This window comes from Stenotrophomonas sp. STM01, from assembly GCF_014852135.1.
GTDB lineage: Bacteria > Pseudomonadota > Gammaproteobacteria > Xanthomonadales > Xanthomonadaceae > Stenotrophomonas > Stenotrophomonas capsici.
Genome location: NZ_JACVBA010000001.1, coordinates 788789 through 813213, shown reverse-complemented (window position 1 = coordinate 813213; position 24425 = coordinate 788789). Strand labels below are relative to the sequence as shown.

The following is a 24425-nucleotide window of genomic DNA, read 5'->3' as shown; positions in this document are numbered from 1 at the left end:
CAGCCGGTAACGATAAGGATCTGCCTGGCGATGGCCTGTGCGTGGCTGGCACCGGCCGCCCTGGCAGCGGACGTGCCGGCGCTGAGCTTCGAGCAGGCCCGCGAGCGGCTGGAGCAGGTTTCCGATGCCCTGGCCGCGGCCCAGGCTGGGGTGCGCAACAAGCAGGACCTGCAGGACGCCACCCATTACCTGCGCTTGCCGGAGATCACCGGTGACGTGCGTCGCATGCAGTTCCAGAAGACCCTCAACCTGCCGCTGGGCTCGCTGGCGCCGGTGGCCGAGGCATTCGGCATCGAGTCCCCGCTGGAGTTCGTGGAGCGGGACTGGCGCACCCGGCCGATCATCACCGCGACGCTGCCGCTGTACAGCGGCGGGCTGATTCCCGCCGCCCAGCAGGCCGCGCAGGCCGCCACCACGATGGCGCAGGCCGAGCGCGAGGCGCAGCGGCAATCGTTGTCGCTGCAACTGGTGCAGGCCTACTTCGGCCAGCAGCTGGCGGAGCAGGCGGTGCAGGTGCGGCGCGAGGTGCGCGATGGCCTGGAGCGCCACCTGCAGGACGCGCAGAAGCTCGAGCGCGAGGGCTTCGCCACCAAGGCGCAACGTCTGCAGGCCAACGTCGCGCGCGACAAGGCCGAGCGCGAGTACCAGAAGGCGGTCAACGACCTGGCCACGCTGCAGCAGGCGCTGGCAACCCTGCTGCGCAGCGGCGGCACGGTGGGCACGAGCTCGCCGCTGTTCGTCATCAGTGCGCCGCTCGGCACGCGCGAGGAATTCGAGCGCAGCGCGCTGCAGCGGCATCCGCAGGTCGACCGCATGCGCGCGCTGGCGGCGCAGGCCGAGCAGGGCGTGCGCGTGCAACAGGCCAAGCTCAAGCCGCAGCTGTACCTGTTCGGCCAGTACGACCTGCGCCGCCGCGATGCACTGCTGACCGACGCCGACTGGGCGTTCGGGATCGGCCTGCGCTACACCTTCCTCTCGCCCAACGCGCGGCCACTGCAGGTCAGCGCCGCGCGCGCGCAGCTGGAGCAGGCGCAGTCCGGCATCAGCGAAGTGGAGAACCAGCTGCAGCTCGGCGTCGGCAAGGCCTGGAACGAACTGGACACCGCACGCGCGCAGTTCCGCCTGCTCGACAGCAGCATCGCCCAGGCCGAGGAGAACCTGCGCCTGCAGGAGCTGTCCTTCCGCGAAGGGCAGGCCACCTCGCTGGACGTGATCGACGCGCGGCTGGCACTGGGCGGGGCGCGGGTGGAGCGCGCCCAGGCCGCCTACCAGTTCGACGTGGCGCTGGCCCAGCTGCTGGAAGTGAGCGGGCAACTGCAACGGTATGACGACTTCCGCCGGCGTGCGGACAAGGTGCTGGAATGAGCGACTCCCTGCAGGCGGAAGCCAACCCGCGGCAACGCCGCCTCTTCGCCATCGGTGGCGTGCTGTTGCTGCTGCTGGTCGTGATCGGCCTGTGGCTGGGACTGCGCACGCCGCGTGACCAGGTGCAGGGCATGGCCGACGCCGACAACATCAATGTCTCGGCCAAGGTCACCGCGCGGCTGGAGCGCCTGCGGGTGCGCGAGGGCGACCGGGTGAGCGCCGGCCAGGTGCTGTTCGAGCTGGACAGCCCGGAGGTGGCGGCCAAGGAGCGCCAGGCCGAGGCGGTGGTGGCCGCGGCGCAGGCGATGGCGGCCAAGGCGGAGGAGGGCGCACGCAGCGAGGACATCCGTGCCGCCGAGGCCAACTGGCGGCGCGCGCTGGCCGGCGCCGAGCTGGCCACCAGCACTTTCCGGCGGCTGGACAACCTGTACCGCGAAGGCGTGATGACCCGGCAGAAACGCGACGAGGCGCAGGCGCAGGCACGCAGTTCGGAGGAGCTGGCCCGTGCCGCGCGCGCGCAGTACGACCTGGCCCTGGCCGGTGCCCGCACACAGGACAAGCAGGCCGCGCTGGCGCAGGTACGCCAGGCCGAAGGGGCCAAGGCCGAGGTGGATGCCGCGCGGCAGGAAACCCTGGGCCGCGCGCCGCAGGCCGGCGAGGTGGGCAAGCGCATGTCCGATATCGGCGAACTGGTGCCGGCCGGCTACCCGGTGTTCACGCTGGTGGACATCGACCGGATGTGGGTGGCCATGCATCTGCGCGAGGACCAGTTGCATGGCCTCAAGCCCGGTGCGGTGGTGGAGGGCAGCATTCCGGCGCTGGGCGGTCGCCAGGCCGCCTTCGAGGTGTATTTCATCAACCCGGCCGGTGACTACGCGACCTGGCGCAGCACCCGCCAGTCGTCCGGTTATGACGTGCGCAGCTTCGAGGTGCGGGTGCGGCCGCGCCAGCCCATCGAGGGTTTCCGCCCCGGCATGAGCGTGCTGTTCGCATGGCCACAGGGCTGAGCCCGGGCAGCGCGTTCATCGCCTCGGTACGGCGCGAGCTGCGCCATTGGCGCGGCGACCGCTGGGAGCTGGGCCTGGTCACGCTGCTGCCGTGGCTGTTGATGGCGCTGATGATGTGGTTGTTTTCCGGCGCCGTGCTGCGTGAGGTGCCGGTGGCGTTGGTGGACCTGGACGCCAGCCCGGCCAGCCGCGGGCTGGCGCGCACGCTCGATGCCAGCCCCGGGCTGGCGATCGTCAGCCAGCCGGCCTCGCTGCAGGAGGCGCAGGCACAGCTGCGCGCGCTGGAGGTATTCGCCGTGGTGCTGGTGCCGCGCGACATGAGCCGGCGTGCACTGCGGGGCGAGGAGGCACCGGTCTATGCGTTCTACAACGCCACCTACATGGCCACCGGGCAATCGGCCGGGCGTGACATCGCCGATGCGGTCGCAGCCTACAACGTACGCCTGCTGAAGGAGCAGATCGCCCGCCAGACCGGGCCGGCCAGGCTGCGCGCGGCACCGGTCAGCGTGCAGGCCACGGTGCTGCACAACCCGGCGCGCAGCTATGAATTGTTCCTGCTGCCGCTGGTCTTCCCGGCGGTGTTGTCGCTGCTGGCCGCGCTGGCGGCCGGCGGTGCGTTCGGCCGCGAGCGTCGCGACGGCCTGTTGGCGGACTGGCTGGGGCAACGGCCATGGGCGGCGATCGCCGGCAAGCTGTTTCCCTACGTGGCGCTGTTCTCGCTGTACGGCGGGCTGGGCGTGCTGTACCTGGGTTACCTGCGCGGCGACGGCATCAACGGCAGCCTGGGCCTGTTGCTGCTGGCCCAGCCCTTGTTCTACCTGGCCTGCTGCTGTTTCGGGTTGCTGTTCGTCGCGGTGGCGCGCGACATGGGCAGCGGCCTGTCGCTGGTGGGCCTGACCATCGGCACGGCACTGGCGTTCTCCGGGGCGACGTTCCCGGTGATCGAGGCACCGCTGTTCACCCGGGTATGGAACGCCCTGCTGCCGCTGACCGCCTATGTGCAGGTGCAGATGCAGCAGATGTTCATGGGTTCGCCATGGCAGGTATCGCTGAAGCCGCTGGCGGTGCTGTTGCTGATGGCGCTGGTCAGCGGTGGCCTGGGCGGGCTGCGCCTGCTGCGTGCCGCGCGTGCGCCGGTGCCGGCATGAGGCGCGTGCTGGCCGCCTTCCGCACCACGCTGTTGGCGGTGTTCGCCGACCAGGCAGCGGTGACGGTGATGGTCGGCGCGGTGCTGCTGTACTCGTTCTTCTACCCGGCCGCGTACCGGCACCAGGTGGCCAGCGCGCTGCCGATCGCAGTGGTCGATGCCGACCGCAGCGCGACCAGCCGCGCGCTGGTCCGCCATGTCGATGCGTTGCGCGCGGTGCAGGTGGTATCGCAACCGGCGGACCTGGCCCAGGCCAGGGCGCAGCTGGAGGCCGGGCAGGTGGACGGCATCGTGTTGATTCCGGCGCGGTTGGAACGCGACATCCTGCGCGGTGGCAGCGGTGAACTGGTGCTGCTGGGCAACGGTGCCTATCTGAGCCGGGCCAGCGCGATCCTCAGTGGGCTGGCCGAAGGCGTCACCGCGTTCGCGCGCCAGCAGGCGGTGCACCAGGCCGCGTTCATGGGGGCGCCGCAGGCGGCGCCGCTGGTGCTGGTGCAACGCCCGCTCTACAACACCCGCGAAGGTTATGGCAGCAGCGTGGTGCCGGGCGTGTCGGAGCTGATCGTGCACCAGACGCTGCTGCTCGGTATCGGCGTGCTGCTGGGCAGCCGGCGCGCGCAGCTGGGCCGTCGCCTGCGGTTCGACGCGCCCTCACTGCTCGGGATGGGCGCGGCGTTCGTGCTGGTGGGCGTGTGCGGGTTGCTGTACTACGTGGGCTTTACCGCCTGGGTGCAGGACTACCCGCGCGGCGGCAACGTGCCGGTGCTGATGCTGTCGGTGCTGTTGTTCGCACTGGCGACGGTGCCGTTCGGGTTGTTCGTCGGCAGCTTCTTCAGCACCCGCGAACGCGCCTTCCAGTACGTCACCGGGGTGTCGATCCCGCTGTTCTTCCTGTCCAACCTGTCCTGGCCGGCGCTGGCCTCGCCGCCGCTGCTGGTGGCCCTGGCCAAGTTGCTGCCGACCACCCCCGGCATCAATGCCATCGTCCGGGCCCAGCAGATGGGCGCGCGGCTGCCGGAGGTGGGCGGGGAGCTGCTCAACCTGGGGCTGCTGGCGCTGCTCTACGGTGCGCTGGCCTGCTGGCGGCTGCGCGGCACCCCGCGGGGGTGAAGCGGCGGCCGGACGGCTGCTAGCATCGGCGCATGGATTCCCTCAGCCAGATCGTCCTTGGCGGTGCCATCGCCGCCGCCATCACGCCTGCCGCCCACCGTCGTGCCGCCCTGCTGGCAGGTGCGGCGCTGGCCACGTTGCCAGACTTGGATGGGGCGCTGATCTGGGCCTTCACCGACAACCCGGTGAGCCTGATGACCATCCACCGCAGCTTCAGCCACTCGCTGTTCGTGCTGCCGTTGCTGGGCACGCTGATCTGGTGGCTGTTCCGCCGCTACGGCAAGGGCCGGGTGGCCGCCGCGCCGGCGCGCTGGTGGTGGGCGATCGTGCTGGCGCTGGTCACCCATCCGCTGCTGGATGCCTTCACCGTCTACGGCACGCAGCTGTGGTGGCCGCTGGCACCGCCACCGACGATGTGGTCCAGCGTCTTCATCATCGACCCGCTGTACACCGTGTGGTTGCTGCTTGGCTGTACGGTGGCGTGGTTCGCGCGGGCCAGGCCGCTGGCGCAGCGGGCACTGGTGCTGGGGTTGGTACTGAGCACGGGCTACCTGGGTTGGTCGCTGCTGGCCAAGACGCAGGTCGATCGCGCCGCCGACCAGGCGCTGGCCCGCATGGGGCTGGCCGACGCGCCGCGCTTCTCGGTGCCGATGCCCTTCAATACCGTCCTGTGGCGGGTGGTGGCGATGACCCCGCAGGGCTATGTCGTCGGCGACCGCTCGCTGTGGGCCGACCACGGCCCGATGCAGTTCAGCGGCCATCCGTCGAACGTGCAGGCCCTGCGCCAGGCCGCGGACCTGCCCGCGGTCGCGCGGCTGGCCTGGTTCAACCACGGTTTCATGCGCGCCCAGGTGCAGGACGGCGAGCTGGTGCTCAGTGACCTGCGCATGGGGCTGGAGCCGGACTACAACTTCAACTTCGCCGTGGCCGCGGCCGACGGTGATGGCTGGCGGGGCATCGCCCCGCGCCAGGTGCTGCCGGCCTACCGGCAAGCCGGCAACCGCGGCGTGCTGCGGCAGCGGCTGGGACAGGTGTGGCAGCGGATCTGGCAGGCCCCGCAGGACCGGCCGGCTGCCGCCGGCGTTCAGTAGACCGTGGCCTGGGCCTGCACGTAGGAATAGAAGAACACCGCATTCGGGTCGTTCTGCACCTGGCCGAACTCGCGGCGCATGCCGTCGACCGTGGCCGCGTCGACCTTGCCGGCTTCCAGCAACTGGTCGGCCGCCGACAGCAGCAGCTCCTCCCACAGCGCGAACATCACCTTGCGCCGGGCCGGCTCGCGGTTGTCCAGGTGCACGGTCTTGGTGCGGGTCTGCACGTCGCGGAAGCCACCGGCCAGCAGCAGGTTGCCCAGCTTGGCGCCGACGAACGGGTCGCCGCCGCTGTCGATCTGGAAGTCGTTGAAGGCCATCCAGTAGCGCCACAGGTTGGGCGAGTACGGGTCCAGCAGGAACGAGGCGTTCATCACCTCGGTCACGTACACCGGCGCGCCGGGGCTGAGCACGCGCCGTACTTCGGCCAGCGCACGGGCCGGGGAGGGGACGTGTTCGAGCACCCAGCACAGGAACGCACCGTCGAAGCTGCGTGGCTCGAACGGCAGGTCGGTGGCATCGGCACGCTGGAAGCTGCAGCGCTCGCGTAGCCACGGCATCTGCGCCATGTGTTCGTTGGCGGCGGCCAGCTGGCGCTCGTTGAGGTCGATGCCGGTGACCTGCAGGTCCGGGAAGCGGCGCAGCAGGATCTCGGTCTGCGCGCCCACCCCGCTGCCCACTTCGAGCACGTGGCGGGAGTTGCCGAAGTCGATGTCCTGGAAGATGGACGGTTCGAACAGCCGCGCCTGTTTGCGCAGCCGGGCCTGCTCGGTGGCGGAGAAGCCGTGCAGGTAGGGGAAGTCGTTGAGCGTCATGGGTACAGCGCGTTGCAGGGATCAGGAAAGTATCGCCAGTAACCGTTAGCGCGGCGCATGCGCGCTGATGACCAGCGGTTCTGTGCTGGAAACGGGGGGTTATCAGCGGGCCGCGCCAGGGCCTGCCGCCGCTGGCTGGGCCTTGGATCGCAGGTGGCTGCGATATTTGTTCTGAAAATGAAACGATTTATTGGTCAATGGGTAATTGTTCTGAATTTGTCGGCAAATAAAATGGGCCCCGTCAAGCACGGATCGGCAGCCCGCCGGTCTGCTTCCATCTCCAAGAGGATTCGACCGTGTCCAGCCAAGCCATTTCCCTGTTCAAGAAGCGCCGTTCGCAGTACGCCCTGGGCAAGAGCCTGCCGGTGAGCCAGAACGACGTCACCCACCTGATCAAGCAGGCCGTGCGCGAGGCGCCGTCGGCCTTCAACGCGCAGTCCTCGCGTGCGGTGATCCTGTTCGGTGCCGAGAGCCAGAAGTTCTGGGAGCGTGCCAAGGACGAACTGCGCAAGATCGTCCCGGCCGAAGCGTTCGCCGCCACCGAAGGCAAGCTCAACAGCTTCGCCGCCGGCGCCGGCACCGTGCTGTTCTTCGTCGACACCGACGTGGTCAAGGGCCTGCAGGAGCAGTTCGCCCTGTATGCCGACAACTTCCCGGTCTGGGCCGAGCAGTCCAACGGCATGGCGCAGTTCGCGGTCTGGACCGCGCTGGCCGATGCCGACATCGGTGCCAGCCTGCAGCATTACAACCCGCTGGTGGACCAGGGCGTGCGTGAAGCCTGGGGCGTGCCGGCCCATTGGACCCTGCGCGCGCAGATGCCGTTCGGTTCCAACGAGGCCCCGCACGGCGAAAAGACCTACATGGAAGACGAAGCCCGCTTCAAGGTGTTCGGCTGATCCTCGTCGGCACGACGCTCTCCCCCACGCGTTGATGCAAGCCGGATGGCCCGCCAGTTCGCTGGCGGGCTTTTCCATGGACGTGCATTAGGGCTCGCGCCGGCCGTTTGACGGCCCGCTAACCGTTGCCTTGCCAGCATTGCCGGCCTGCACGCACCACTGCACGCTGCCGCGCACCATCGCGGCGGTGTCGATCCGAACCCGGGAGACTCCATGAAGCTCAAGACGAACCCCCAACACCTGCTGCCGGTTGCCCTGTTGCTGGCCACGGCCCTGCTGGCGGCTTGTGACCGGAATGCGCCGGCCACGGCGGATGCCCCGCAGGTCCCGGCGGTGGCCGCCGGGGAAGCGGTGACGCCTGCGCCGGCGCCCTTGTCGGTGGAGGTGTTCAACCCGGGCGAGCGCGCCATCTTCGCGGTGTCCTCCGAACTGGTCAGTGGCGCGCGCGAGGCCATCCTGGTCGATGCGCAGTTCTCCACCGCCGAGGCCGCCCAACTGGTGGAGAAGATCAAGGCGTCCGGCAAGCAGCTGACCACCATCTACATCAGCCACGGCGACCCGGACTTCTATTTCGGCCTGTCCACGTTGCATGCCGCATTCCCGGACGCGCGGATCGTCGCCACGCCGCAGACGGTGGCGCACATCCAGGCGACCAAGGACGCCAAGCTGAAGGTGTGGGGGCCACAACTCGGCGCGAACGCGCCGGCCGAGCTGCTGGTGCCGACGCCGCTGCAGGGCGACACGCTGACGCTGGAAGGGCGGGAGCTGAAGGTCATCGGCCTGGAGGGCCCCAGCCCGGAGCGCACCGCACTGTGGGTGCCGTCGATCCGCACGGTGATGGGCGGCGTGCTGGTGGATGCCGGGCAACATGTGTTCATGGCCGATACGCAGACGCCGCAGTCGCACCAGGACTGGCTGGCCGCGCTGGAGCGCATCGCCGCGTTGCAGCCGGCGCGCGTGATCCCCGGCCACTACGCCGAAGGCGCGCCGCAGGACCTGGCCGCGGTGACATTCACCGCCGACTACATCCGTGCCTTCGACGAGGAAACCGCCAAGGCGAAGGATGCCGCGCAATTGGTCGAGGCCATGCAGAAGCGCTATCCGTCCCTGAAGGGCGCCGACTCGCTGGCGCTCAGTGCCAAGGTGGCCAAGGGTGAGATGGAGTGGAAGTAATCGCCGTCGCGCCGTGATGATTTGAGATCCACGGCGCCGCCGGCAACGCGTGCATCGGCGCCGGTATGACTTCCGGCGCTGTCGGCACCCCTGGGCGAAGCGGATGATCGGCGCACTGTCGTTCATCCCTTTGTTTCTTCCGTCCAGGAGAAGACTTGATGCGTTGCTCCCTTGCTGCAGCCATTGCGGTGGCGTTGGCCACTGTTGCCGTTCCTTCGTTCGCGCAGGTCGCTCCCTCGGCGCCGGGCGTCGCCGAGATCACCACCCAGCTACCGCGCACGGCCAAGCCGCTGCACTACCGGGTGGAGATCACCCCGCATGCGGAGCAGATGCGTTTCGACGGCAAGGTGAGCATCGACATCGAGGTGTTGTCGGCCACCGACCGCATCGTGCTGCAGGCCGCTGCGCTGGAGTTCGGCGACAGCCGTCTCAGTGATGGCGGCAAGGGCCAGCCGCTGGTCGCCAAGGTCAGCGTCGATGCCGACAACCAGACCGCCACCTTCGCCTTCGACAAGCCGTTGGCACCGGGGCGCTACACGCTGAGCACCGCGTACCGCGGCACCATCAATACCCAGGCCAACGGGCTGTTCGCGCTGGATTACCCGACCGACTCGGGCAAGAAGCGCGCGCTGTTCACCCAGTTCGAGAACTCCGATGCGCGGCGCTTCATCCCCTCGTGGGACGAGCCGGGGTTCAAGGCCACCTTCGACCTGACCCTCAACGTGCCCAGCGCGCAGATGGCGGTGAGCAACATGCCGGCCACCGGCACCCGCGAGCTGGGCAACGGGCTCAAGCAGGTGGTCTTCCAGACCACGCCGAAGATGTCGACCTACCTGCTCTTCATGTCGGCCGGCGAGTTCGAGCGCAGCGCCGTCACCGCCGACAACGGCACCGAGATCGGCGTGGTGGTGCCGGCCGGCAAGCTGTCGCAGGCGCAGTTCGCGCTGGACGCCAGCCGTGACGTGATCGCCGAGTACAACGACTACTTCGGCGTGCCCTATCCGCTGCCCAAGCTCGACAACGTGGCTGCGCCGGGCGGCAGCCAGTTCTTCAGCGCGATGGAGAACTGGGGCGCGATCTTCACCTTCGAATACGCGCTGTTGCTGGACCCGGCGGTTTCCAGCGTCTCGGACAAGCAGGCGGTCTTCAGCATCGCCGCGCACGAGATCGCGCACCAGTGGTTCGGCAACCTGGTGACCATGGCGTGGTGGGACGACCTGTGGCTCAACGAAGGCTTCGCCACCTGGATGGAAGGCCGCACCACCCGCAAGCTGCACCCGGAGTGGGACCTGAACAACGTCGACGCGGCCATGACCAGCCGTGGTGCGATGGGGCGCGACGCGATGGCGACCACGCATCCGATCGTGCAGCACGTGGCCACCGTGGAGCAGGCCAGCCAGGCCTTCGACGGCATCACCTACGGCAAGGGCGCGGCGGTGATCAGCATGTTCGAGGACTACGTGGGCAGCGACGCATGGCGCGATGGCGTGCGCAGCTACGTGCGCGCGCATGCCTACGGCAATGCGGTCACCGATGACCTCTGGCGCGAGATCGCCAAGGCGGCGCCGGACAAGCAGTTCATCGAAGTGGCACACGATTTCACCCTGCAGCCGGGCATCCCGCTGATCCGCAGCGCCAGCGCCTGCATCGACGGCAAGACCCGGGTGACGCTGCAGCAGGGCGAATACACCATCGACCGCAAGGACAAGCAGCCGTTGCGCTGGCGCGTGCCGGTGACCGTGCGCGGCGCCGACGGCAAGGACGTGCGTACCCTGGTCGACGGCAGCGCCACCGTCGACCTGCCGGGCTGCGCCGGGCCGGTACTGGTCAACGCCGGGCAGAAGGGCTACTACCGCACGCTGTACTCGCCGGAGCAGTTCAAGGCATTGAGCGACGGCTTCGAGCGCCTGCCGGTGGTCGACCAGCTCGGGGTGATGATGGATGCCAGCGCGCTGGCAGCCGTCGGCCTGCAGCCGGAGGCCGATACGCTGGACCTCACCGCCAAGGTGGCCGGCGATGCGCCGCCGGACCTGTGGCAGCGCGTGTCGCGCACGCTGGGTGGGCTGGACGACCTGTTCGAAGGTGATGCCACGCGCCAGGCGGCATTCCGCAAGTACGCCTACGCCCGTCTGGAGCCGGTGCTGGCCTCGCTGGGCTGGGATGACCGGGACGGCGAATCGGCGCAGACGCGCCAGCTGCGCGGCGGCCTGATCGCCATGCTCGGCGCGATGGACGACCCGCAGGTGATCGCCGAAGCGCGCCGCCGCTTCGCCGCCTTCCTGGCCAAGCCCGAATCGCTGTCGCCGGAGTTGCGCCGCACCGTGCTGGGCGTGGTCGCACGACACGCCGATGCCGCGACCTGGGAGCAGTTGCATGCCCTGGCGAAGAAGGAGACGTCCTCGATGGTGCGCGACCAGTACTACCACCTGCTGGCGCAGAGCAAGGACGTTACGCTGGCGCAGCGTGCGCTGGACATGGCCTTGACCGAAGAGCCGGGCGCGACCAACGGTGCCGGCATGATCGGCGGCGTGTCGCGCGAGCACCCGGACCTGGCCTTCGACTTCGCGGTGGCCAACCGCGAGAAGGTGGAGACGCTGGTGGACGGTACCTCGCGGGCAGGCTACTTCCCGCAGCTGGGGGCCTCGGCCGACAACCTGCAGATGGTCGACAAGATCAACGCCTTCGCCGACAAGTACATCGCCGCCACCTCGCGCCGCGATGCGGAGACGGTGATCGCCGGTATCCAGACGCGGGTGAAGCTGCGCGCCGAGCGCAAGCCGCAGGTGGATGCCTGGTTGCGGAAGAACGGGTACTGAGGCGCTTCGGAGAGGCTGCCCTCACCCCAGCCCCTCTCCCGCAGGCGGGAGAGGGGCTTTAAAGCAGCAATTGCCAGCAGTACTTCAACCTGCAGAGAACTGAGCCCCTCTCCCGCGTGCGGGAGAGGGGTTGGGGTGAGGGCAGCTTCTAGCTTCTAGCTTCCAGCCCCAAGCACCCAAACAAAAAGCCAGCCGGTTTGCACCGGCTGGCTTTGTCACATCAGGCCACCGCAGAAGCCGATCAGGCTTCCACGTCTTCCTTGTACGCATCCACCGGGATGCAGGCGCACATGATGTTCTTGTCGCCGTACACGTTGTCCACGCGTGCCACCGGCGGCCAGTACTTCTGCAGCTTCAGCGACGGCAGCGGGAAGGCGGCCAGTTCGCGCGGATAGGCGTGGGTCCACTCGCTGGCCGACACCGCGCCGGCGGTGTGCGGGGCGTGCTTGAGCGGGTTGTCCTCGCGGTCCAGGCGACCGTCCTCGATGGCCTGGATCTCCTCGCGGATCTGGATCATCGCGTCGATGAAGCGGTCCAGCTCGTGCTGCGATTCGCTCTCGGTCGGCTCCACCATCAGCGTGCCGGCGACCGGGAAGCTCAGGGTCGGGGCGTGGAAGCCGAAGTCGATCAGGCGCTTGGCCACGTCCTCGGCGCCGATGCCGGAGGTCTTCTCCAGCGGACGCACGTCCAGGATGCACTCGTGTGCCACCAGGCCGTTGCGGCCGGTGTACAGCGTCTTGTAGTGCGGGGCCAGACGGGTGGCGATGTAGTTGGCATTGAGCAGTGCCACCTGGGTGGCCTTGCGCAGGCCCGCGGTGCCCATCAGGGTGATGTACATCCAGCTGATCGGCAGGATCGAGGCGCTGCCGAAGCTGGCCGCGCTGACCATGCCGACCGGGCCGTTGTCACCGAGCTTGCCCGGCAGGAACGGGGCAAGGTGCGACTTGACCGCGCACGGGCCAACACCCGGGCCGCCGCCGCCGTGCGGGATGCAGAAGGTCTTGTGCAGGTTCAGGTGCGACACGTCCGAGCCCCACTTGCCGGGCTTGGCCACGCCGACCAGGGCGTTCATGTTGGCACCGTCGGTGTACACCTGGCCGCCGTGCTGGTGGATGATCTGGCAGATCTCGACCACCTCTTCCTCGAACACGCCGTGCGTGGACGGGTAGGTCATCATGATCGCGGCCAGGCGGTCGCTGTACTTCTCGGCGTTGAGGCGGATGTCATCGACGTCGACGTTGCCGTTGGCATCGGTCTTGGTGACCACCACGGTCATGCCGCACATCTGCGCCGAGGCCGGGTTGGTGCCGTGCGCCGAATCCGGGATCAGGCAGATGTCGCGATGGCCTTCGCCGCGCGAGCGGTGGTAGGCGCGGATCGCCAGCAGGCCGGCGTACTCGCCCTGCGCGCCGGAATTGGGCTGCAGGCTCACCGCGTCGTAGCCGGTGCATTCGACCAGCATCGCTTCCAGGCCGTCGATCAGCTCCTTGTAGCCCTGCGCCTGGTCGGCCGGTGCCAGCGGGTGGATGTTGGCGAACTCCGGCCAGGTCACCGGGATCATCTCGGCGGTGGCGTTGAGCTTCATGGTGCAGCTGCCCAGCGGGATCATGGTGCGATCCATCGCCAGGTCCTTGTCGGCCAGCGAGCGCAGGTAGCGCAGCATCTCGTGCTCGCTGTGGTGCGTGTTGAACACCGGGTGGGTCAGGAACGCACTGGTGCGCAGCAGGCCCTTGGGCAGGGCATCGGTGGTGGCGGCGTCCAGTGCATCCACGTCGACCGTGGCGCCAAACAGCTGGCCCAGCGCGACGATGTCGGCGCGGGTGGCGGTTTCGTCCAGGCTGATGCCGACCGCGCCGGCATCGATCACGCGCACGTTGATGCCCGCGGCCACGGCCTTGGCCTGTACCGCCGCAGCGTCGACGCCGGTGACGTGCAGGGTGTCGAAGAAGTCATTGCCCACAGCAACACCGGCCGTGCGCAGCGCGCTAGCCAGGATCGCGGCCAGGCGGTGGGTGCGGCGGGCGATGCGCAGCAGGCCTTCCGGGCCGTGGTAGACGGCGTACATCGAGGCCATCACCGCCAGCAACACCTGGGCGGTGCAGATGTTGGAGGTGGCCTTCTCGCGGCGGATGTGCTGCTCGCGGGTCTGCAGGGTCAGGCGGTAGGCCGGCTTGCCTTCGGCATCGACCGACACGCCGATCAGGCGGCCCGGCATCGAGCGCTTGTAGGCGTCACGGCAGGCCATGAAGGCCGCATGCGGGCCGCCGAAGCCGAACGGCACGCCGAAACGCTGGCTGTTGCCGATGGCGATGTCCGCGCCCCATTCGCCGGGAGCGGCGATCAGGGTCAGCGCGAGCAGGTCGGTGGCCACGGCGACCAGGCCCTGGCGGGCATGGATGGCCTCCACCAGCGCCTTGTGGTCACCGATGTGGCCGGTGGTGTCCGGGTACTGCAGCAGCACGCCGAACACGTCGGCGGTCATGGCTTCGGCCGGGGTGCCGACCTGCAGCTCGATGCCCATCGGCTCGGCGCGGGTGCGCATCAGTTCCAGCGTCTGCGGGTGCACGGCGTCGTGCACGAAGAACACCTTGGACCTGGACTTGGCCGAACGCTTGGCCAGGGTCATCGCCTCGGCGGCAGCGGTGGCTTCGTCCAGCAGCGAGGCGTTGGCGATCTCCATGCCGGTCAGGTCGGCGACCAGGGTCTGGAAGTTGATCAGCGCTTCCATGCGGCCCTGCGAGATCTCCGCCTGGTACGGGGTGTAGGCGGTGTACCAGGCCGGGTTTTCCAGGATGTTGCGCAGGATGACGTTCGGCGTGTGGGTGCCGTAGTAGCCCTGGCCGATGAAGCTGCGCAGCACCTTGTTCTTGCCGGCGATGGCGCGGATCTTGGCCAGCGCCTCGACCTCGGTGAGCGATTCGGGCAGCGCCAGCGGTGCCGGCGACTTGATCGAGCCCGGCACGATGGCGTCGGTCAGGGCTTCAAGCGAATCATGGCCAACGGTGCGCAGCATCTGCGCGATTTCGGCATCGTTGGGGCCGATGTGGCGGTCGACGAACGCGGAGGAGTGTTCGAGTTCGCGCAGCGAAGGGGTGTTCTGGGTCATGGCTGACGTCCGGAGAAGGCATGCAGGGCTGGGGCGGTGAGCCAGGCAAGCACCGGTACGGCCCCGCTGCCGCGCAGGCGGCATCACGGCCGGCAAGCCGGTGGCTTGCCTCGCGCCCCTCTGTCCTTTTGCCTGAGAGTTTGGAAGCAACGCGACGAGGATCGTGTGCTTCGTGCCCCTTCGGCGCCGGATTGAACCGGTCTCTCCAGAGTTTTGGTGCAGGTGGTATCGGGCCTGAGCGATTTACGGGCGTTTGCGCCTTCGGCAGCGGGGTCAGCCGCTTCTCCCACCGTGTTCGTACAGCCGGCCGATTATAGCCCGGGGCAGACCTGCGCACCGGCTTGGATTACCATTCCGTTCCCGGCCCGAGGATCGCGCGTTGCACGCGGTGGGCGGGGAGGCCGGTACCGCGGGCTGACGCGGGTTCATGTCCGGATAAACAGGCGCGATATGGCCGCGCGGCGTTACCGTGTCCGGCCCTGTTCATTTTCCCTCCCGCACCGGTGTGCCTGCCGGTGCCGATGCACGTTGTTCCACAGGAAGCCATGAAAGCAAGCAAGCAGGTTTCGCTGCGACGGATCGCCGCGCTGGTGGCCGGGTTGTCGATGTTCGGCCCGTTCGCCATCGACGCGGTGTTCCCCGCGTTCCCGCAGATCGGCGCGCAGATGGGCGCCGACAAACTGGCCATGCAGCAGGTCATCAGCGTCTACCTGCTCACCTATGCGCTGATGAGCCTGGTCCACGGCGCGCTGTCCGATGCGCTGGGCCGCAAACGGGTGATCATCGGCGGGCTGGTGGTGTTCATCCTAGCCTCGATCGGCTGCGCGCTGTCGCGCGACATGGGCTCGCTGTTGCTGTTCCGCGGCCTGCAGGGCCTGTCCGCCGGCGTGGGCTACATCATCGGCCGGGCGGTCATCCGTGACCTGTACGACGGCGACGACGCCCAGCGGCTGATGAGCCAGGTGTCGATGATCTTTTCCATCGCCCCGGCCATCGCCCCGATCATCGGCGGCTGGCTGCTGGGCTGGAGCCATTGGCAGGGCATCTTCTGGTTCCTGGTGGCGTTCTCCACGCTGCTGCTGGTGGTTACCTGCCTGTGGCTGCCGGAAACCCACCCGCCGCAGGCCCGGCTGAGCCTGCGCCCGGCACGGCTGGCCCAGGATTACTGGAGCATCGCGGTCAACCCGCGCTTCCTGCGCCTGGCCCTGGCCGGCTCGCTGGGCTTTGGCGGGCTGTTCCTGTACATCGCCTCGGCACCGGCGTTCATCCTGGACCTGCTGCACCTGAACGAGCAGCAGTTCGCCTGGTTGTTCATCCCGACCATCGGCGGCATGGCGCTGGGCGCCTATGCCTCCGGCCGCGCGGCCGGGCGCATCGCCGGAACGCGCGCGGTGCGGATCGGCTATGCGTTCATGGCGGTGGCGGCGGTCTACAACATTGCCTACAACGCGTTGGCCCCGCAGATGAGCGTGCCGTGGGCGGTGCTGGCGCTGACCCTCAATTCGTTCGGCGTGGCGCTGATCTTCCCGATCCTGAGCCTGGCGATCCTGGACATGTACCCGCGCCAGCGCGGCACGGCCTCCTCGATGCAGGCCTTCAGCACGCTGGTGACCAATGCGGTCATCGCCGGGGTGTTGTCGCCGCTGCTCAGCCGCAGTGGCCTGGGCCTGGCCATCGGCGCGGCGTTGTTCGCGCTGGGCAGCGGGCTGATGTGGAAGTGGGAGCGCATCAGCCAGCGCGCCCAACGCAACACCCCGGCGGCCTGATCCATCTTCACCCCCGATCGGGGACACTATCCCTGCCGCCATCAGCGGCGACGGCAAAGAGCACATCACGATGTCGATTCAATCCAAGGGCCGCCGCGAGGCGAAGAAGAAACTGGCCGAGCGCGCCCGCAACCAGGCCGAGGCCAACCCGGCACCGAAGGCCAAGGTCGAGCCGCACGCCGAACTGCGTGACCAGCAGCGCAGCCTGCTGGCGGGCATCGTCCGCCGCGACGGCGAGTGGGTGCTGGGCATGGACGGCAAGATCGCCGGGGAGACCACCAGCGCCGCACGCGTGCTGGCGCTGATCATGCAGGCCGCCGAATGGCACGAGAACAACAACACCCCGGTGCGCCTGATGTATTCCGACGCACTGAAGGACGCCGCGCACGCGGAGGTGGCCGAGCAGGGTATCGATTTCGACACCTACAAGCGCAACCTGGCCGGTGAGCTGGGCGTGGGCGCGAAGAGCGCCGCTGGCACGCATTGAGCGTCTGCGGGGAAGTTGCCGGATCAGCGAAGGCGCCGAGGGCGCCTTTGTTGTTTCTGCGGCAGGCGTGTCACCTGGAGCGGCAGGCCCCTCCCTTCAAGGTGCAGCGATGTCGCCCCTGTGCCGGTGATGTCGCATGGGGCGCCGGCATTGCCCGTTGAAGCGGCACGGATGTCGAAAAAAGCGCCAGTCATGCCGCTTCGGATGGCACGCATCGGGTGGGATGTTCCAGCGATGCCGCAGGAAGTGGCAACGATGCTGGGAAAAGCGGCAACGATGACGCCATGGGCCCCGATGGCACGCCGATCCGGTTGCCAGGGATCCGCAGGAGCGGCCTTCCATCCAGCCGCCTGGCCCGGTAATCAGTCCTCTTCGATCCGCATGCTGCCCAGCACCTGCTCGGCCTTGGCCTGCAGGTTCGGGTCGCGGTGCGCGTCGGTGTAGCGGTGGTAGTAGCGCAGTTCGTAGCCAACATCGGCGTAGCGGGGCGAACCGCAGGACAAGGTGTATTGCTCGGCCCATTGCCGTTGTCCATCGGCGGCGGGTTGCCGCAGCTCAAGCCGCAGGTGGATGCTGGCGCAGCGCTTGTCCGTCGGGTATTCGCTTACCTGCAGGTGGTTGATGGTGGCGGCGGGACTGTTGGAGAAGTCCTGCTCCAGCTTGCGCCGGATGTTCTCGATGTAGCCGGAAAGGGGGCTGGTCGGGACATCGGGCCGGGTCATGTAGGCCTCGATCTTCCTGCTGTCGGTGGTCGAGCCCGCGTTCCAGTCGACGCTGAGGTTTCCGCTGCCCCACTTGTCCTGTTTCCAGTCCTTGCCCGCGGGCGGTGTGAACGTGAAGCCGAAGGCGCGATCGCGTTCGGTGTAGCCGACGCGGAGGGGCTCGGTGTGTTGTGCAGCCCATCCGGCCGCAGTCTGCGTGGCGAGCAGGAGGAAAAACACGGTGCGCGCTGCAGGGGGCATTCGGGTCTCCAGGAATAGGCGGGCAAGATGTTCATGCCAATGAGGGCTGTCAATGTCGGGCCGGTGGAGCCTGGCCCGCATCCGCATGATCTCCGTCATGCGCCTGACCGTGGATGAACGAAGGGCGCCGTAACGGCGCCCTTCGTGGTCAACCCGGTCCGTCGTGTTTACGGCGTGGTCGTCGGTGCGGCGACGGCCGCCGGCGGTGCTGCCGTCCAGCCGCACATCTGGCCTTCGTTCTGCTGCTTCAGCCATTCCTGCAGCGGGGCGAAGTATTCCAGCATCGGGCCGGCGTCGAGCTTGTCGTTGCCGGTCAGCTCCTTGAGCGTGGCCTGCCACGGCTGGCTGGAGCCCTTGCTCAGCATCGCCCAGAACTTCTGGCCGGCTTCCTTGTTGCCATAGAAGCTGCACTCGTTGAGCGGGCCGGTGTAACCGGACGCATCGCACAGGCCCTTGTAGAACTGGTACTGCAGGATGCGCGCCAGGAAGTAGCGCAGGTACGGGGTGTTGCCCGGCACGTGGTACTTGGCGCCGGCGTCGAAGAACTCCTCGCCGCGTGCGCTGGCCGGGGCCACGCCCTGGTACTGGGCCTTCAGCTCCCACCACTTCTGGTTGTACTGGTCCGGCTTGATCGAACCGTCGAACACGCCCCAGCGCCAGCGGTCGATCATCAGGCCGAACGGCAGGAACGACACGCCGGACATGGCCATGCGCATCTGCGCGTTGATGGTGGCCTCGCGGCTTTCCTGCTGCGCACCGACCAGGCCGATCGAGTTCAGGTACTTCGGCGTCATCGCCAGCACGATGGTGTCACCGATGGCCTCGTGGAAGCCGTCGTTGGCACCGCCCTGGAACAGCGGCGGCAGCGGGTTGTAGGCCAGGTCGTAATAGATGTGGCCCAGCTCGTGGTAGATGGTGGTGAAGTTTTCCTCGGTTGGGGTGATGCACATCTTGGTGCGCACGTCCGGGCCGACATCCTTGCCGTCACCGCCCATGTTCATGTCCCAGGCGCTGGCGTGGCAGACCACGTTGCGGTCCATCGGCTTGATGAACTGGGTGTTCTGCCAGTAGCTCTCCGGCAGCTTGGGCATGCCCAGCGACACGTAGAAGTCCTGCGCGCGCTCGGTCATCTGCCGGGCGGTGGCCAGCTCCGCGTCACGCTGTGCCTTGAAGCGACTCGCCGGGTCGCTGCCACCGGCCTTGGCCAGGGCGGCGCTGAGGTTGGTCTGGTACTGCTTTTCCAGCGCGGCGGTGATGTCCAGGCTGCCCGCGTTCGGGTACGGCGCGGTCATGTCCCACAGGTTGCTCCAATCCTGCTGCCACATGTTGCCGGTCAGGTGCGCGGCGATCATGCCGCCGCCAACTTCCGCCTTGTCCTTGCCGTATTCCTTGTCCAGCTTGGCGCGGGTATAGCAATGCACCTGCTCGTACAGCGGCTTGACCTGCTCCCACAGGCGATCGGTTTCCGGGCCAACCTGGTCGGCCGGCATGTCGTAGCCGCTGCGCCACATCTGGCCAGCATCGGTATAGCCCAGTTCGCGGGCGCCTTCGTTGACCAGTTCGACGAAGCGCTGGTAGTTGGCGCGCGACGGCACGGCGGTGGACTGCCAGCCCTGCCAGGCATCGAGCTGCTTGTCGTAGTCGCGCGAGGTGGCCAGTACCTTCTCCAGGTCACCCAGCTGGCGGCAGTTGCGGCTGTCGCCTTCGCCCACGCAGTAGGTGCCGGCGCCGTAGTCGCCTTCCAGCTTGGTGGCGATGGCCGCCAGCTCGGCCAGCTTCTGCGGGTCGCGCGGGGCGGGCATCGAGGTCATCAGCTTGAGCAGGCTGATCGCGCGGGCGGTGTCGGCGCTCATCGGCTGGCCCTCGTACTTGCCGGCCTGCTCGATCCAGCCGTTGAGGGTGGTCAGCCAGCGCTCGTTCGCCTTGGCGGCCACGCGCGCGGAGTCGTCGTTGATGTAGGTGGACGACAGCCACTGCGCCGAGGTCATCTCCGGGTACATCGCCTTGTACTCGGCGTTGACGCGGGCAATGAACTGGTCGGCGCTTTCGGCCGGTGCGGCGGCGCTGGTGGCCGGCTTGGCGGCCTCCGGCGTGCCTTCCTTCTTGCAGGCAGCCAGCGAGAGCACGGCCACGCCCACGGCGGCGGCCAGCAACAGATGACGATGTTTCACGGAAATCCCCGGTAATGGTTGCGAATACCGGCGAAGGCTAGTGGGGCGGGGCGTGCCCTGCAAGTGGACCAGGTCAGGGAGGGGGCGTGGCAGGAGCGGCCTTGGCCGCGAAGCCGGGATGCCGGCAGCCTCCCGGCTTTGGCAGGGCGCGGGGTCATCGGCCCCGCGCCGGAAGGCGCTCCTACGACGGAGTCGTGCAATCGGCGAACAGGTCGCGGCTGCGGTCGTACACCGAGGTCCGCACCTGCATCAGCCCCAGCACCGAGGGGAACAGGTTGTCCTGGTCGGCGCGCTGCTGGGTGCGTTGGCGCAGGCACTGCAGGTCCAGCCCGCGGTCGGCGGCGAAGCCGGGCGAGAACCACATCAGCAACGGCACCCGGGTCTGCTCCTCCGGCGCGATGGCATAGGGCATGCCGTGCAGGTACAGGCCTTTCTCGCCGAGGGATTCGCCATGGTCGGAGAGGTAGATCATGGCGGTGTCGTAGTCGCCCATCTCGCGCAGGCTGGCGATGGTGCGGCTCAGGAAATGGTCGGTGTAGCGGATCGCGTTGTCATAGCTGTTGACGATCTGTTCGCGGCTGCACTTGCCCAGGTCGGCCGTGTCGCAGGTCGGGGCGAACTGGCGGAACTGCGCCGGATAGCGCTCGAAGTAGCTGGGGCCGTGGTTGCCCAGCTGATGCAGCACCACCACGCGGTCGCCCGGCTTGGCGCGGACCTGCGCGGCCAGGTCGTTGATCAGGATCTCGTCCATGCAGCGGCCGTTGGCGCACAGGCCGGGCAGGGTGGCATCGTCCAGCCGTTCGATCTGCAGGCCATCGCATACGCCCTTGCAGCCGGACTGGTTGTCGCGCCACAGGGTGCTGATGCCGGCATGCTCGAGTACGTGCAGCAACGACTGGTGGTTGCGGATGGCCTTCTCGTCGTAGTCGTGGCGGCCGTAGGGCGAGAACATGCAGGGCAGCGAGACTTCGGTGCTGCTGCCGCAGGCATGCATGTCGGGGAAGTTGATCGCGCCGGTCTGCGCCAGTTCCGGCGTGGTCTGGCGGGCGTAGCCGTTCAGGCCCCAGTTCTGGGCACGCACGGTTTCACCGACCACCAGTACCAGCAGGCGGGGCTTGCTGCCCGCCGCGCGCGGCGTGGCCTGGGCATCGGTGCCGATCGGTTGCTTCGGTTGGTGCTTGATCGGGCTGGCACTGGACAGGTTCTGCTTCAGCGCGATCAGGTAGTTCACCGGCGTGGCCAGGTAGCGCACTTCGCGGTGGTTGCGCATCAGCGAAGAGATGTTCTGGAAGGAGGCCATCGCACCGGCGGCGGTGACCAGCACCACGCCCAGCAGGAACACGCCACGCCACAGGAAGGTGCGACCGAGGCTGCGCCTGCGGATGCGCAGCCGCCACAGCAGTGCGGTGGGCAGCACGCCGTAGCCGAGCAAGGGCAGGATCAATGCCGCGGTCATCAGCTCGCCGGACTCCTTGTGGTCGGTGGCAAGCACGTTGCGCAGCATGTCCGCGTCCAGGTACACGTTGAAGCTGCTCATGTAGTGCACCGCGAACGCGGTGGTGATGAACAGCACGCTCAGCAGCACCTTGGCGTTCCAGCGCCACACCAGCAGCCCGAACAGCAATGCGTGCACGCCGACCAGCAGGGTGAACAGGGACAACGCGAACAGGCCGTTGCCCGGGTTGGTGGCCATGGCGTTGCGCCAGAACAGGCCATTGCACAGCACGGCGAAGAAGATGCTGGACAGCAGGATCAAGGCTTCGCTGCTGATCTCCGGGCGCCAGTCGCGCAGCGCGCTCCAGGACAGGCGGGAAGCACCGGGGCGGGGCAGGGTGGTGCTCATGCGTGTTCTCCCGGTGCCTTTGGCAGGGTTGCGGTTGTGGTGGACGGGGAGGGCTCGAACATGACCAGGTACAGGCCAACGGCCACGGTCCAGCTGATCGCCAGCGACCACAGGTCATGGGACAGGAAGTGCGCGCCGCGCAGCTGCTGGGTGATGCCGAACACCAGGCCGATCCCCAGCACGGAGAGGGTCGCCGGCCAGCGCCATTGCGGGCGGACCTGCAGCATGAAGAAGTAGATGGCCAGCCAGGCGTAGCCGGCGCTGGCGTGACCGGCCGGGAAACAGGCCGCATGGCCCAGTGAGACCGGGCGCGACTCGAACAGGCCGATGAAGGGGCGCAGTCCGCCGTAGCGTTCCAGGTCCCAGGGGCAGTCCATGTGGGTCCAGCTCTTGAGCAGGGACACCAGTCCACTGGACAGGGCCACCGCCATCAGCAGGTAGGACAGCGGGCGACGCAATGGCCGCCATGACGCGTTGAACCAGGTGCGCAGCAGGGCCAGCATGACCAGCGCGGCGGCGAGGAAGCTCAGGTTGCGGCCGCCCTTGTGGACCAGGTGGCTGCTCCACCAGGCGTCCTTCAGTGCCCAGCGGCTGCCCTGCCAGCGATACAGCTGGTCAGCCAGCCATTGGTCGCCGCTGCCGGCAATCAACACGACGCTGGCAAGCAGCAGCACCGCGGCGGGGATCAACAGGGCCCGGGTGGCGAACTCCAGGCGGGCTCCCGGCAGCGCCGGGCGCCACGGGCGGGCAGAAGCGAAGGGGGGCATGGAACAGGCGCACCATCAGGGGTCGATGGGCGCATGCTGTGCCCCGTTCTGTCGGAGACGGGTCGGAGCAATGTCGTAAATATGTGGGAGGTTCAGCGCCGGTCCACGGGCCCGGCGCGTTGCCCACGGCGGCTCAGTCGCCGTCGTCCTGGAGTGCCGCGTCGGCATCGTCGACCACGCCGTGCGTGCGCGCCACGCAGTCGGCCTGCAGCGCGGTGCCGGGCAGCAATTGCCAGTTGTTGCGGTTGGCGCTGCCGATGTCGATCACCTGGCTGCGGTCGGCACAGGGGCTCATCACCTTGTCCAGCACGAACAGCCAGCGGCGCTCCGGTGCCTGTGCCACCCAGCGGGCTGCATCTTCCCATTGGCCGGCGACCGGACGCTTGAAGCCGAAGTCGGTGGCCTGCGGCCAGGTCTGCAGCAGGTTCTGCTCGCGCCAGGCCACCATGCCCAGTTCGGCATCGGGGCCGATCCGCTCACGTACCTGGTCCATCACCCGCGACGCGGAACTGTACGGGTCCAGCGCCGGCATCGCGCCCAGGCCATACATGCACCACAGCAGCACCGTGGTGAGGACCACGGCCAGCCCGGCCCGGCGCAGGCGCAGTACCGCGATGACCAGCAGGGTGGCCACGGCAAAGCCGATCAGCCACCACCCCACCTGCGGCAGCACCCACGGGTCGATCGCCCGCTTGACCGCATTGCGCTGCGCCCAGCCATCGCCATGCACGGCACCGTAACCGATCACCAGCGTGGCCAGGGACAGCAGCAGCGCGTACAGCATCAGCACCCAGCGCACGCCGGTGCGACGCAGCAGGCCGGGCAGCAGTGGGGCCGCGGCCACCGCCAGCGCCGGCAGCATCGGCAGGATGTAGACCTCGCGCTTGCCAGGGCTGGCGCTGAAGAACACCAGCACCAGCAGCGCCCAGCCCAGCAGCAGGAGGTAGCGCGGGTCGGCGCGGCGGCAGCGGCGCCACCACGCCGGCACCAGCCACGGGAACAACAGACTGCCCGGCACCCACAGGGTGAACATCACCTGCAGGTAGTACCAGAACGGCTGGTGGTGGTGCCAGGCGTTGGCATAGCGGGTGCCGGTCTGCTTGAACAGCAGTTCCTTCGCGTAGGACTGCAGGGCCGGGTCGGGGTTCTGCAGCAGCGCGATGCCCAGCGGCGCCAGCCACACGGCGGTACCGGCCAGGAAGGCCGGCAGCAGCAGCCACCACTTCCAGCTGCGGCCGGGGCCGGCCGCCTGCGGGTGCCGCCAGCGCCAGATCACCCACGGGACCAGCATCAATAGCGGCAGGAAGCCCACGCCCTTGGTCACGGTGCCGACCCCGGCGGCAAATGCCGCCAGCGCCAGCGCGCCCCAGCTCGGCCCCAGCAGCAGGTGCCGGACCAGCCCCCACAGCGCCAGCGTGGTCATGCCGACCAGCACCATGTCGATCTGCGCGCGCTTGGCCATCAGGCCGAACTGCAGGCTGACGAACAGCGCCAGCACCGCGTAGCGCGCTACCCGGGGATTCCAAAGGCGGCGTGCCATGTCCCAGGTGAGCCACAGCGTCAGCAGCGCCGCCAGCAGGGACGGCAGCAGGAAGGACAGGTTCCAGCTGCCCAGCAGCTTGTAGGTGCCGGCCTGGATCCACATGAAGGTCGGCGGCTTCTCGGCATACAGCTCGCTGCCGCGATGGGGCAGCAGCCATTGCCCGGTCTCGACCATGTGCCGGGCCGCCAGCACGAAGCGGGGTTCGTCCGGCGGGGTCGGCGAGCGCATGCCCAGGCCGGCCAGCAGGCTGGCGACCACCAGCGCGATGAGGATGGCGAACCAGAGTCGGGTGGAGGATGAGCGGTGGTTGGACGGGCGCACGTGCGGCTCACAGAGGGGTCGGCATGGATGATGACGCTC

The 24425-nt window shown here is 68.4% G+C and carries 17 protein-coding genes and 1 riboswitch; of the genes, 10 read left to right on the top strand and 7 right to left on the bottom strand.

Going from position 1 to position 24425, the window contains the following annotated elements; translation table 11 throughout:
• Window positions 1–30 precede the first annotated feature (30 nt).
• From IB227_RS03720 to IB227_RS03700, 5 genes are read left to right on the top strand one after another with little or no spacing between them, the layout of a single operon-like run.
• A complete protein-coding gene (locus IB227_RS03720) occupies window positions 31–1365 on the top strand; it encodes a TolC family protein (protein ID WP_192287262.1) in 1335 nt (444 codons plus the stop codon).
• Window positions 1362–2372 (top strand): efflux RND transporter periplasmic adaptor subunit, encoded by a 1011-nt coding sequence (locus IB227_RS03715; RefSeq protein WP_192286348.1) that lies wholly within the window; start codon window positions 1362–1364, stop codon window positions 2370–2372. The genes IB227_RS03720 and IB227_RS03715 overlap by 4 nt, the downstream gene beginning before the upstream one ends.
• Window positions 2357–3520, top strand: a complete 1164-nt coding sequence (locus IB227_RS03710; protein WP_192286347.1) for an ABC transporter permease — start codon at window positions 2357–2359, stop codon at window positions 3518–3520. Before IB227_RS03715 ends, IB227_RS03710 begins: the two co-directional genes overlap by 16 nt.
• The gene (locus IB227_RS03705) at window positions 3517–4629 is read left to right on the top strand and encodes an ABC transporter permease (protein WP_132864561.1); all 1113 of its coding nucleotides are present in this window, start codon (window positions 3517–3519) and stop codon (window positions 4627–4629) included. Before IB227_RS03710 ends, IB227_RS03705 begins: the two co-directional genes overlap by 4 nt.
• A 32-nt stretch (window positions 4630–4661) precedes the next feature.
• Window positions 4662–5720 carry a metal-dependent hydrolase gene (locus tag IB227_RS03700; protein WP_192286346.1) on the top strand — a complete coding sequence of 353 codons (1059 nt, stop codon included), beginning with the start codon at window positions 4662–4664 and terminating at the stop codon, window positions 5718–5720.
• On the opposite strand, the gene IB227_RS03695 is transcribed toward IB227_RS03700, so the two are convergent.
• Window positions 5714–6535: a methyltransferase domain-containing protein gene (locus IB227_RS03695; protein ID WP_192286345.1), complete on the bottom strand. Its 822-nt coding sequence runs from the start codon at window positions 6533–6535 to the stop codon at window positions 5714–5716. The two genes, IB227_RS03700 and IB227_RS03695, sit on opposite strands and share 7 nt — an antisense overlap.
• A gap of 296 nt (window positions 6536–6831) precedes the next feature.
• Here IB227_RS03695 and IB227_RS03690 point away from each other — a divergent pair, with 296 nt between their 5' ends.
• The 3 genes from IB227_RS03690 (at window position 6832) to IB227_RS03680 (ending at window position 11420) form a co-directional block, all read left to right on the top strand.
• Window positions 6832–7431 (top strand): nitroreductase family protein, encoded by a 600-nt coding sequence (locus IB227_RS03690; RefSeq protein ID WP_132864558.1) that lies wholly within the window; start codon window positions 6832–6834, stop codon window positions 7429–7431.
• 213 nt (window positions 7432–7644) lie between these two features.
• Window positions 7645–8604 carry an MBL fold metallo-hydrolase gene (locus IB227_RS03685; RefSeq protein WP_192286344.1) on the top strand — a complete coding sequence of 320 codons (960 nt, stop codon included), beginning with the start codon at window positions 7645–7647 and terminating at the stop codon, window positions 8602–8604.
• A 158-nt stretch (window positions 8605–8762) separates the two neighbouring features.
• Window positions 8763–11420, top strand: a complete 2658-nt coding sequence (locus IB227_RS03680) for a M1 family metallopeptidase (RefSeq protein WP_192286343.1) — start codon at window positions 8763–8765, stop codon at window positions 11418–11420.
• Window positions 11421–11661: 241 nt separating this feature from the next.
• Here IB227_RS03680 and gcvP read toward each other — a convergent pair whose 3' ends face one another.
• Window positions 11662–14526, bottom strand: a complete 2865-nt coding sequence (gene gcvP, locus IB227_RS03675; protein ID WP_192286342.1) for an aminomethyl-transferring glycine dehydrogenase — start codon at window positions 14524–14526, stop codon at window positions 11662–11664.
• Window positions 14527–14636: 110 nt separating this feature from the next.
• Window positions 14637–14745: riboswitch (glycine riboswitch) on the bottom strand.
• Window positions 14746–15071: 326 nt separating this feature from the next.
• Between gcvP and IB227_RS03670 the strand changes: the two genes are divergently transcribed.
• Together IB227_RS03670 and IB227_RS03665 are read left to right on the top strand one after the other, a co-directional pair.
• Window positions 15072–16292, top strand: coding sequence for a multidrug effflux MFS transporter (locus IB227_RS03670; RefSeq protein WP_192286341.1), 1221 nt, complete (start codon window positions 15072–15074; stop codon window positions 16290–16292).
• A 70-nt stretch (window positions 16293–16362) separates the two neighbouring features.
• Window positions 16363–16779 carry a hypothetical protein gene (locus IB227_RS03665; protein ID WP_192286340.1) on the top strand — a complete coding sequence of 139 codons (417 nt, stop codon included), beginning with the start codon at window positions 16363–16365 and terminating at the stop codon, window positions 16777–16779.
• Between the two features lie 362 nt (window positions 16780–17141).
• Here IB227_RS03665 and IB227_RS03660 read toward each other — a convergent pair whose 3' ends face one another.
• The 5 genes from IB227_RS03660 to IB227_RS03640 form a co-directional block, all read right to left on the bottom strand.
• Window positions 17142–17840 carry a hypothetical protein gene (locus tag IB227_RS03660; RefSeq protein ID WP_192286339.1) on the bottom strand — a complete coding sequence of 233 codons (699 nt, stop codon included), beginning with the start codon at window positions 17838–17840 and terminating at the stop codon, window positions 17142–17144.
• Window positions 17841–17908: 68 nt separating this feature from the next.
• Window positions 17909–19912, bottom strand: a complete 2004-nt coding sequence (locus IB227_RS03655; RefSeq protein WP_192286338.1) for a M2 family metallopeptidase — start codon at window positions 19910–19912, stop codon at window positions 17909–17911.
• 181 nt (window positions 19913–20093) lie between these two features.
• Window positions 20094–21755 carry a phosphoethanolamine--lipid A transferase gene (locus tag IB227_RS03650; protein ID WP_192286337.1) on the bottom strand — a complete coding sequence of 554 codons (1662 nt, stop codon included), beginning with the start codon at window positions 21753–21755 and terminating at the stop codon, window positions 20094–20096.
• Complete coding sequence (locus IB227_RS03645) at window positions 21752–22522, bottom strand: phosphatase PAP2 family protein (protein ID WP_192286336.1); 771 nt, start codon at window positions 22520–22522, stop codon at window positions 21752–21754. Before IB227_RS03645 ends, IB227_RS03650 begins: the two co-directional genes overlap by 4 nt.
• A gap of 133 nt (window positions 22523–22655) precedes the next feature.
• On the bottom strand, window positions 22656–24293 hold the full coding sequence (locus IB227_RS03640) for a glycosyltransferase family 39 protein (protein ID WP_225591694.1): 1638 nt from the start codon (window positions 24291–24293) through the stop codon (window positions 22656–22658).
• Window positions 24294–24425: the final 132 nt, after the last annotated feature.